The following is a 10,399-nucleotide window of genomic DNA, read 5'->3' on the forward strand; positions in this document are numbered from 1 at the left end:
ATATGACTACGTTTACCTACCAATATGACTACGTTTACCTACCAATATGACTACGTTTACCTACCAATAATCTACATTATTTTTTTTGTAGATTTAACTACGTTTACCTTGCATTAATCTACATATTTATTATTATAGATTTATATTCATAAGTAATAATGTAGATAAATAGAATGCGGGACTTAGTAGTTAAAGACAATGCATTAATTAATGCGAGTTATAACTTAGACTTAGTAGAACAACGTTTGATCTTATTAGCTATCGTTGAAGCAAGAGATAGTGGTCGGGGAATCAATGCAAATGACCCTTTAGAAGTCCATGCTGAGAGTTATGTAAATCAATTTAATGTTGCAAGACAAACAGCTTACCAAGCGTTAAAAGATGCCTGTAAAGATCTATTTGTACGTCAATTTAGCTATCAAGAAATTAATAAAAGAGGAAATGTAGAGAATGTTTTAAGTCGTTGGGTCAGCGAAATTAGATATATCGACGATGAAGCTACAGTAAAGTTAATATTTGCCCCTGCAATCGTGCCACTTATTACACGTTTAGAAGAACAATTTACTAAATATGAGTTACAACAGATTAGTAATCTCAGCAGCGCTTATGCTGTGCGATTATATGAATTATTAATTGCTTGGCGCAGTACGGGTCAAACTCCTATTATTGAACTTGCAGAGTTCAGACAAAAAATAGGCGTTCTTGATGATGAATATACAAGAATGGGAAATTTTAAAGATCGAGTATTAAATTTAGCTATTGCTCAAATTAATGAACATACGGATATTAACGTCCAATGTCAGCAACATAAAAAGGGACGTAATATTTCTGGTTTTTCATTCACCTTTAAACTGAAAAAAGTCGTTATAGCTCATACTAAAGAGCAAACTGCTCTTGAGATTTTCTCAAAATTTACCGATGCACAGTGTCATCTTTTTGCCAGTAAATTATCTGAGCTTCCAGATATGAATAAATATTCTCAAGGTACTGAAAGCTACTCACAATTTGCAGTTCGAATTTCTGAAATGCTACGAGATCCACAAAAATTTGAAGAACTACTCCCCTATCTAAAGAAAGTAGGCTTTAATACAAAATAAACTTCATGTTCAGATTGGATGTTCACACGAACATCCTTGTACACGCACTGAGGGATTACATTGAACACAACAAAATTCAGCGTCATGGACGCAAGTAAAGCCTTTAAAAAATCACGTACAACAATATATGAGGCTTTAAAAAATGGTGAATTATCAAGAGATCATGATGGTCTTATAGACTTATCGGAACTTATTAGAGTTTATGGCAATCCAATCAGTGTTCAGTCCAGTACACGCACTGAACAAGTTCAGAAGGATGTACAGGTACACGTTCAATCTGAAGTTGAAAATGTATTAAAAGATCAGATTTCTTTACTCAAAAATCAGTTAGATTTAGCAAATCAAAGAGAAAAGTCTTTGATGCAACATATTGAAGATCTTACTCACAGAATTGAGTTTAAAGGCACCTTAGAACAGCCAAAACAAGAAAATATTAATCAGCTAAATGAATCTACTAATTCGAATATAGCAACAGATCCTCGGTCACAGGATGAATCAAACTATGACGGATTGACTACTCCTGAGAACAAACGGATCCCTATCCCTGAACATATTGAGCCTGAACCTAAAAAAAGGGGCTTCCTGAGCCGTTTCTTCCTTCCTTATGGTTAGCCAGCACTCCACTTTTTTGATGAGCCAATTTCATTGCCAGCAATGAAATAATGACTCCTCAAAAAACCGGATGATGTTTATTGAAACTGAATAAAATCGTGGAACATTGCTTATTTATTAAGCGTGGAACACTAAAAAAGATAAAAAAAGCCCGAACAGTGATGCTCGAGCTATAAACTTTGAAATAAGTATATGAATTTCAAAATAAATTATAACACATTTCGTATAATCCGTATTATGTTAATTTTAGAGAGTCTACATAAACGTAAAATCTCCTGCGCTTAGATTCTGGCATGTGTTCCATACTTATCAATCATAATAGAGCTGGCTTCATTTAAGCCACGCACAGTGACATTCACACCATTCTTTTGAAATTTATTTACAACAGAATCAAGCATGGCGACTGATGTTACATCCCAAATGTGAGAATGGGTCAAGTCAATAATCACATCCTTTACATCCTCTTTAAAGTCAAAACCTTGCATGAACTTTTCAGAAGAACTAAAGAAGATCTGACCTCTCAAATCATATAAACGGGCTGTTCCTTCAAAAGAAGCTGTCACCTGGATATCATTTTCAAGTTTATTCGCCAAGAATAAGGCTGAAAGCAATACGCCCGTTAATACACCTAGAGCCAAGTTATGCGTAGCAACAACTACAATCACTGTCGCAATCATGACGATATTACTACTCTTAGGATTATCTTTTAACTGAGTGACAGAACTCCATTCAAAAGTACTAATCGAGACCATGATCATTACCGCTACCAATGCAGCCATTGGAATCACTTTGAGCCAGTCGCTAATAAATACAACCAGAATAAGAAGAAAAATACCGGCAGAGAATGTTGATAAGCGTGTAAGGCCGCCTGATTTTACGTTAATCATAGATTGGCCAATCATGGCACAACCGGCCATGCCACCCATAAAGCCAGAAGCAATATTCGCAATCCCTTGTCCCTTACATTCCTGATATTTATCACTTGGCGTATCTGTCATTTCATCCACGATGGTTGCTGTCATCATCGATTCAAGTAAACCTACAGCCGCCAGTGCTACCGAATAAGGCAAAATAATCATCAATGTTTCAATATTCAAAGGAATATTTGGAATCAAGAACATTGGAAGTGTGTCAGGTAACGATCCCATATCACCCACAGTTCGTACATCAATTCCTAGAGCAATTGCCAGTAATGTGATTGCAATGATGCAGACAAGTGGAGAAGGGAGTAATTTTCCTAATTTGGGAACCAGAGGAAAGAGATAAATAATCGCCAGACCTAAGGCAACCAGAGCATATACATGCCAGGTCACATTAATCAGTTCAGGCAACTGAGCCATGAAAATTAAGATCGCTAACGCATTTACGAATCCAATAACTACAGATTTAGATACGAACCGCATTAACTTGGCGAGCTTTAAATAGCCTGCCAATATCTGAATCACGCCTGTCAGAATTGTTGCTGCCAGCAGATATTCAAGCCCATGCTCTTTGACCAATGTGACCATAAGCAGTGCCATAGCCCCTGTGGCAGCTGAAATCATTGCGGGACGACCACCTACGAAAGAAATCACGACGGCAATACAGAAGGATGCGTATAGACCGACTTTAGGATCTACACCTGCAATAATTGAAAATGCGATGGCTTCAGGAATAAGTGCAAGACCGACGACTAATCCGGCAAGTACATCCCCACGGATGTTAGAGAACCACTGTTCTCGGACATTAGATAACATAAACATAGCCTGTTTTTTAATTTTTCAGATAGGCTAGTGATGTGATATATACAACACACAAGCGACTACACCACATCACTAGACAGTGATGAGTTATTTACAGATTTAAGAGGGTAAATAAACTTAAGGTGGCGTAGGTGTCATAAGATGAAGGAACTTTTTAGAGTAAAAAAATCAGGACAAGGGTAACAGCTAGGTACTTTTTTATAAAGCCTGGATGTTATATCCAAGCTTTGTTTAATCGGTATTTTATGAAGCTTTTAGCTCCCCAAGTAATTGACCTATTTCCAAACGTGTGTAGCCACGTTCTTTAAAGATCAAAACAATAGCCTGTTTATAATCTTCAGAAATAGCCGTTTTATATTTATTAATTAATTGCAGCTCAGCATTAAGCTGAAGGTCATTTTTGATCGTCAATACTTCCGTAGAGACTTTATTAAAAATCTTGAAATTAAACATACAGGTGCTCTTCATCAATATTGTAGCGGCCCGACTACAACTAACACCTGCCTTAGCTTAGCTAGACACCCTTAGTAGCAAGAATTGCAAATTAAAAAGGGATCTGCAAGTTTTTCTCAAGGGGAAGCATGAATAATCCACTAAATTTATATCCATTTAACATAATGGTGGTTATACGCAATACACTTGTATATTAATTTTGAAATCAACAACTTAAAAATTTCACCCTGACCACAAAATGCACAAAAATTGGCTTTTGTAATAAGTTGGTGAGTTTTTAGGCGGATCTGTAACATTTTGCCAAGAAATTTGATTAATAAATGATCAATTTGACAATCAGTGCCCATTCCATGCGGATCCAGGTTCCAAAACTATCCCCAATTGCTGGGGATAAAATTTAGGCTATTTCGTACGCTTTGGCTCACATGAAACTCGGCTCTTTGCGGCTGTCCAGGATAGGTGAATTTTACTATTATGAACTCATCGGGAACAGGAAGTTCCATATAAGAATAACAATAGATAAGCACAAGGACTGTAAGGTAGGACAGGAGTTATACCGAGCGAACCAATACGAAAAACCCCGGCAGGATGCCGGGGTTTTTTATTATCTAAACTCTTTAGATCAGAGTCGGATGAGCATCTAGAATACGAATTAAAGTCGCTGCAGGACCAGTCGGATAGCGACGGCCTTGTTCCCAGTTTTGTAGGGTTCTCGCGCTAATATGCAAACGTGCAGCAAATTCAGCTTGGGTTAAGCCTGTTTTCTCACGTACTTCTTTAATATCTGGTAATTCAAGCTCAGTTACCCGGCTTGCTTTAATTTCATTGCGTTTGATTGCACCAGCTTCTTTAATCGAAGCAACCAGGTCATCAAATAAGTTGTTATCCATGAAATTGCTCCTTCACTAATTGACGCAAGATCGATGTTTCTTTATCAGTCAGGTTATCTTTTACTGACTTTGGATAAGCCACCAGGAAAAAGATCTGATCATCTTCTGCGACCCAATAATAGATCACCCGGATACCGCCACTTTTACCCTTATTGCCTTGAGCACAACGTACTTTACGAATGCCACCGCCATTCTTGATTAAGTCACCTTTATCAGGTTGTACCAAGAGATCCTGCTGAAGCTGACGATACTCTTCATTATTCACAAGCTCTTTAATTTGCTTGGTAAAAATACTGGTTTCAATAAATAACATAGGTTGAAGTACGTCAATGGCGTATAAGAATGTTAGCAGTTTTAGAACGAAAAAACGAGAGCTGTAGGCTCTCGTTTCGCATAATCCGTATTATGTTAATTTTAGGAAAACTTATAATCAGAATAATTAACAGCCACTGTTTTATTGGTAGCTATTAATTATTTAAAGGATTGTAATTTTTACCTATGAGTACTTTGATCTTTTGTTTTCCAAAGAGAGTATAGAATTCCTGTAAACAAGATGATGAACGTGATCGAAAGGGAGACTGGCGGTGGAATTTTTGCTATACCTAATCCATCAGCTATAAAAATTTTTGATCCAATAAAGACTAACAATACTGCTAATGCGTACTTCAAATAATGGAAGCGGTCGACCATTGCTGATAGGGCAAAATATAAAGCACGTAATCCCAAAATTGCGAAAATATTTGAAGTATAAACAATAAATGGATCTGTCGTAATCGCAAAAATCGCAGGAACACTATCTATTGCAAAGATCAGATCTACAAATTCAATCATGATCAAGGCTAGAAAAAGTGGTGTCATAAACCAGGTTAATTGGTTAGTTTTTGGATCAATCTTTTTCACCCAGAACTTCTCTGCATGAAGCTGCTCAGTGACACGAAATCTTTTTTTAATAAAGTTCAAAATAGGAGAATTTCCGACTTCATATTCTTTATCAACACTTAGCCACATTTTTATCCCTGTAAAAATAAGAAAGGCTGCAAATATATAAAGAACCCATGAAAATTGGCTGACCAGTGTTGCGCCCACGCCAATCATGATAGCTCTTAGAAAAATTACACCTATAATTCCCCAAAATAAGACTCTATGCTGATAAATTCTTGGTATCGAGAAATATGAAAAAATCATTGCAATGACAAAGATATTATCCATCGCTAATGATTTTTCAATTACAAAACCGGTTACATAGTTAATCCCTGCCGTGGGTCCGAGATACCACCACACCCATGCGCCGAAAAGTAAACCTAATGTAATATAAAATGCTGATAGTGCTAAGCTTTCTTTAACACCAATCTCTCTTACCTTACGATGAAATACTCCAAGATCTAGAATAAGCAGAACAAGTACAATAAGGATAAAGAAAATCCACATCCAAACAGGTTTATCTAAAAAATTCGAAAATAGAACGTCCATAGTTTTCCTCTGCTTATACTTGTGCTTATATGAGAAGATATGCTCATTATCAATAATACTTGTCAATATTTATTACATATAAAGATATATTCAGAATTCATAAATCCCCCATTTAACATAATGGTGCTTATACGAAACATGTACCAGATGAGCTATTAGATCTATCAGATATTCCTGAAATTACAGACTGAAGTAATGCTATTCGTCATGGGCAATTTTATTGTCCAGTAAAGCAACAAACCTCTGTTCGTCTTGATGCTGATGTACTTGCATGGTTAAAAGCACAAGGGAAAGGCTATCAGACACGCATGAATAAAATTCTGCGTGAAGCAATGTTAAAAGATTTAAAAAATCATTAATAAAAATGGGAGTTTAAGCTCCCATTTTTGATTTTCTAAAAACTTTAGGAAAATTTAAATTAATCTATAATTAGAATAGATTTTTTGATTAATTTCCTCTAATAAATTATTAGCTAGAATAATTTTTTCAGGGCTGTCTAAGCCGTCACAACGAAAAATAAAACTTGAATTTGCTTTCTCAACCGAAATCACATTCAGCCCAACAAAGTATTCATCCAGCTTTTTTAATTCAGAATGGCTAGGTTTGTGCAACAAAGCCATTTGGAGTTAGAAAAGTTCCGAATCCTGATCGGGATTTTTTTAGAAAATTTTTGGCAGTTTCTAAGAATATTGGATCATTTTTTGGTTTTTTTCTTATGGAAAAACCAAGCATGCAGATTTTTTGATTAAAGAAAGAGTGCAGTATTTCTATTTGAAGCTGCAATCTTTGACGCAATTTTGAGTTTAGTGAAGTTTGAATCAGACATTTTTTCTCAATACATGACGATCTCTAATCTTAACTTCAATTAAATGCTCAAATAAAAGAGTAATTATAAATGAGTCCTTGCGATTTAAGTTATTCATCGTCTTTGTGATGATCATTATCGAATAGCTTACAAGTAAAAATTATTGCTAATATGACTAGGCTAGAAGAAATACCAGCATATAAGTTGGCTAAAGTTCCACCAAAAACAACAAGATCTTCTAAAAACAAGATGACTATAACTACAATAGATACATGTAATATAATAACTTTTAGATCATGAAACTTATTAATTGATAGTGTCTTAAGAAAAGAACTATTGTCAAAAATAGCTTGTTGAATAAATAATTTATAAAAACCTGCTGAAATTAAATGAAATGTAATAGCAATTAACGAGACATCGAGGATTTTTAAAAATTTAACAACAACTATTTTTACTTCAAAATTAGTTGCATATATATTTTTTATAATAAAAATTATTGCATCAATTAGAAGATATATAGTTGATAAATATAAAAAAATAGAAGATATTATGCAATTTATAATAACTATAATAACTAAAAATCTACTCTTTTCAAAAAAATTTTGTAGCACTTGATAACATCCCTTAAAATGAGGCTTTGTTGCATAAATATGTAAGCATCTGATTTAAATAAATTTAATTTTGGATCGAAAAATAATCAAAACTTTTAAAATCATATAGTTATGATATCTTTGTGCAACAAAGCCGTCCAGTACTGGAAACTACATCATAACCTCTCTGATTAACTGAATCAGCTAATTGTCCTAAGGTCATCATAGCTACATAAAGTTCCCCAATTCTTCCTGTTAAATGCCTTAATTCTGCAATAGGCATTCCCCAAGAGAGTTCTTTTTCAAACCATTCAATAGATTCACCTAAAGACTTAATAATATCGAATTGGCTCAATGCCATGATTGATTTCCTATCACTTATAAATTAAAGAGCTTACGATCACGTTCATCAGTCAAATACTTGTCCATCTGTGCAATCAATTTTGCCCGGGCCTGTTCATCTTCTTCAGTGATTTTTAGCATACAAGATCCGATTAGAATTTTGCGTCTAGTATCATCTTTACGAGCCTGTTCTTTCTCTTTAGCACGTTCTCTTGCAAGTGCTGCCTGTCTTTGAGCTTTAAGCTGTTTCAGCTTTTCTTCCTGGGCTTTAATTTTGCTGTCTAGTGTTTCAGTAACGCTCATTAATCCAATACCATCATCCTGGGAAACCATCCCTAACATAAGCGCACTTGAATATGCATTCAAGGTGCTATATGTATAGTAATGTTTTCCTCGAAGAGCGCACTTATGCAAACTTCGTTTGCAAGTCCGATTGGGGTTCCCCCAATACCCCAACAACCGTATCCACGGTTGTATTTCACTACGTGAAAATTTAAAAGCGAAAAACAAGCATGGCGATTTACCACTTTTCAGTCAAAACCGTAGCACGATCAGCAGGGCGATCCGCCACTGCTGCGATTGCCTATCGGGCAGGTGAAAAGATCTATTGTGAACGTGAAGGCCGAGAACATGACTACAGCCGAAAAACCGGGGTGGAATACAAAGAGATTTACTTACCCGAAGGCGCACCAGAACATTTAAAAAACCGAGAAAAACTCTGGAACGAAGTTGAACAACGGGAAACCCGAAAAAACTCGACTGTAGCTAGGGAATTTGAAATTGCCTTTCCAAGTGAACTGAACCAGGAACAACGTCTGGCCATGCTCGAAGAATTATGTGCCAGCATCGTGGAAAGACATCAGGTAGCAGTCGATGCCTGTATTCATGCACCGCATACCGGATCCGGCAGTGATGAGCGCAATTATCACGCCCATATCCTAATGAGCACACGTAAACTTACGCCAGAAGGTTTTACAGAGAAAACCCGGGAACTGGATCAGAAACACAGTGGAGAAATCGAACACTGGCGCGAACACTTTGCCGATATCTGCAATATGCACCTGGATCTGGCTGGATACACTGCCCGAGTCGACCACCGCAGCTACAAAGACCAGGAGAATGGTTTAGAAGCCACGCTGCACGAAGGGCCGAAAGTCACCGAACTGCGCCGAAAAGGGATTAAGACCGAAATCAGCCGAAGCAATGACGAAATCAAACAGAGAAATCAGGCTCAGCTGCAATACGGCAAAAATATGGATCTGCTGATTGCTGAAAATGAGATCAAACTCAATACACTAAAAACTGAACAGCAGATCCAAATCAAAAATAGTGCTAAAACGCCACCAATTGACGAAAAAGCCCTGTTTGAAGAAAAACAGAGGGAAACCCTTGGCAAAGTGCTAAATCGCGAAATCAGCGCAAAAGAGGCGAATCTAGACCTAGAATTTATGCAGGATGTTTTTAAAAAGGCAGAAAACACCTTGGGCAAGATGCAAAAGCATAAAAATGAGTTTAGTCAGCAGCTCGCCCAAGACATCGTGAAAAACAGACTGAAACAAAGTCATGACAAATTGCAAAGCCTGGTGGATCAACACAACGAATTAGGCCAGAACAAACCATTGCTGTTTGGAAAAAAAGCTTGGGAGGCACAACGTAATGCACTCTATCAAGAGCACAAGCAACTGAAAGGCAGACATGAATACCAGAAAAAAAATGGTGTGAAGGATTTATTGGAAAATGAAAAGTTCAAAGAACATGCCTGGAAGCAGTACCAACAACAACATCCGGCCAAAGCCAAGCAATACCAGACTCTATACTCAACCTATCAAGTCATTAAAAAATGTGTGAATGAGATCAAAGCAGAACAACAGCTGAAACTCAGACAAGAACAACAACTCAAAGCACAGCAACATGCACCTAGAATGAAATCTCGTGGCATGAGTCGCTAAACAGAGCGAGTGTCTACGAGCGAACTGAGAAAATTTGCCCTTTCCTTTCCCTGATTACAAGCTCCCTATCCATCAATCACCTGCATACCAGAGCATCCCGCATGGGTGCGAACTTTCCAAATTTGATTCTTAAATCGAGCGTAGCGAGAAAAAAAGTTCATGAGCGAAGCGAATTCCGAGTTGCTTTTGCTTTTTCTAAAAGTCACGAAAATATTAACCAAAAATTGCCCCAACGAATCGAGCGAAAGCGAGATTCAATAGAGTTTGAGCGAAGCGAAAACCAAGGGCAATTTTTTACTCCCTGGGCTTTTAATTATTTTTAAGCTTTTAAATGCTTTTAGAGAGGCTCAAGTCTTTGTAAATAAAGGCTTCTAGAGCTTATATGACTACGTTTACCTACCAATATGACTACGTTTACCTACCAATATGACTACGTTTACCTACCAATA

Annotated in this window: 11 protein-coding genes and 1 pseudogene; 4 read left to right on the forward strand and 8 right to left on the reverse strand. The window is 36.7% G+C overall.

The window, feature by feature from the left end; translation table 11 throughout:
- The first annotated feature begins 173 nt into the window (after window positions 1-173).
- Entirely contained in the window at window positions 174-1,097 is a 924-nt protein-coding gene (gene repM, locus F894_RS14375; protein WP_004811812.1) for a replication initiation protein RepM, read from the forward strand.
- A 60-nt stretch (window positions 1,098-1,157) separates the two neighbouring features.
- Complete coding sequence (locus F894_RS14380) at window positions 1,158-1,709, forward strand: plasmid replication DNA-binding protein (RefSeq protein ID WP_223182242.1); 552 nt, start codon at window positions 1,158-1,160, stop codon at window positions 1,707-1,709.
- A gap of 281 nt (window positions 1,710-1,990) precedes the next feature.
- On the opposite strand, the gene F894_RS14385 is transcribed toward F894_RS14380, so the two are convergent.
- The 5 genes from F894_RS14385 to F894_RS14410 all read right to left on the reverse strand — a co-directional run bounded on the left by F894_RS14385 (window position 1,991) and on the right by F894_RS14410 (window position 6,264).
- Complete coding sequence (locus tag F894_RS14385; protein ID WP_004282306.1) at window positions 1,991-3,445, reverse strand: SulP family inorganic anion transporter; 1,455 nt, start codon at window positions 3,443-3,445, stop codon at window positions 1,991-1,993.
- A 249-nt stretch (window positions 3,446-3,694) separates the two neighbouring features.
- Window positions 3,695-3,904, reverse strand: a complete 210-nt coding sequence (locus F894_RS14390) for a hypothetical protein (protein ID WP_004282305.1) — start codon at window positions 3,902-3,904, stop codon at window positions 3,695-3,697.
- 617 nt (window positions 3,905-4,521) lie between these two features.
- The gene (gene nadS / locus F894_RS14400) at window positions 4,522-4,794 is read right to left on the reverse strand and encodes a NadS family protein (protein ID WP_004641921.1); all 273 of its coding nucleotides are present in this window, start codon (window positions 4,792-4,794) and stop codon (window positions 4,522-4,524) included.
- Window positions 4,787-5,107: a type II toxin-antitoxin system RelE/ParE family toxin gene (locus F894_RS14405; protein WP_005248555.1), complete on the reverse strand. Its 321-nt coding sequence runs from the start codon at window positions 5,105-5,107 to the stop codon at window positions 4,787-4,789. The genes nadS and F894_RS14405 overlap by 8 nt, the downstream gene beginning before the upstream one ends.
- Before the next feature lie 179 nt (window positions 5,108-5,286).
- Entirely contained in the window at window positions 5,287-6,264 is a 978-nt protein-coding gene (locus F894_RS14410; protein WP_004761028.1) for a TerC family protein, read from the reverse strand.
- Window positions 6,265-6,404: 140 nt separating this feature from the next.
- Between F894_RS14410 and F894_RS14995 the strand changes: the two are divergent.
- Window positions 6,405-6,623: pseudogene (locus tag F894_RS14995) on the forward strand (BrnA antitoxin family protein); the annotation flags it as partial.
- 556 nt (window positions 6,624-7,179) lie between these two features.
- On the opposite strand, the gene F894_RS14420 reads toward F894_RS14995, so the two are convergent.
- The 3 genes from F894_RS14420 to F894_RS14430 form a co-directional block, all read right to left on the reverse strand.
- Window positions 7,180-7,680, reverse strand: coding sequence for a YqhA family protein (locus F894_RS14420; protein WP_005108772.1), 501 nt, complete (start codon window positions 7,678-7,680; stop codon window positions 7,180-7,182).
- A gap of 109 nt (window positions 7,681-7,789) precedes the next feature.
- Window positions 7,790-8,020 carry a hypothetical protein gene (locus tag F894_RS14425; protein ID WP_005108773.1) on the reverse strand — a complete coding sequence of 77 codons (231 nt, stop codon included), beginning with the start codon at window positions 8,018-8,020 and terminating at the stop codon, window positions 7,790-7,792.
- Window positions 8,021-8,037: 17 nt separating this feature from the next.
- Window positions 8,038-8,304, reverse strand: a complete 267-nt coding sequence (locus F894_RS14430) for a hypothetical protein (RefSeq protein WP_006581723.1) — start codon at window positions 8,302-8,304, stop codon at window positions 8,038-8,040.
- Between the two features lie 209 nt (window positions 8,305-8,513).
- On the opposite strand from F894_RS14430, the gene mobQ reads away from it, so the two are divergent.
- Window positions 8,514-9,950, forward strand: coding sequence for a MobQ family relaxase (gene mobQ / locus F894_RS14435; RefSeq protein ID WP_005248576.1), 1,437 nt, complete (start codon window positions 8,514-8,516; stop codon window positions 9,948-9,950).
- The last annotated feature ends 449 nt before the right edge of the window (window positions 9,951-10,399 follow it).

This window comes from Acinetobacter sp. CIP 51.11 (assembly GCF_000369665.1).
Lineage (GTDB): Bacteria > Pseudomonadota > Gammaproteobacteria > Pseudomonadales > Moraxellaceae > Acinetobacter > Acinetobacter lwoffii_S.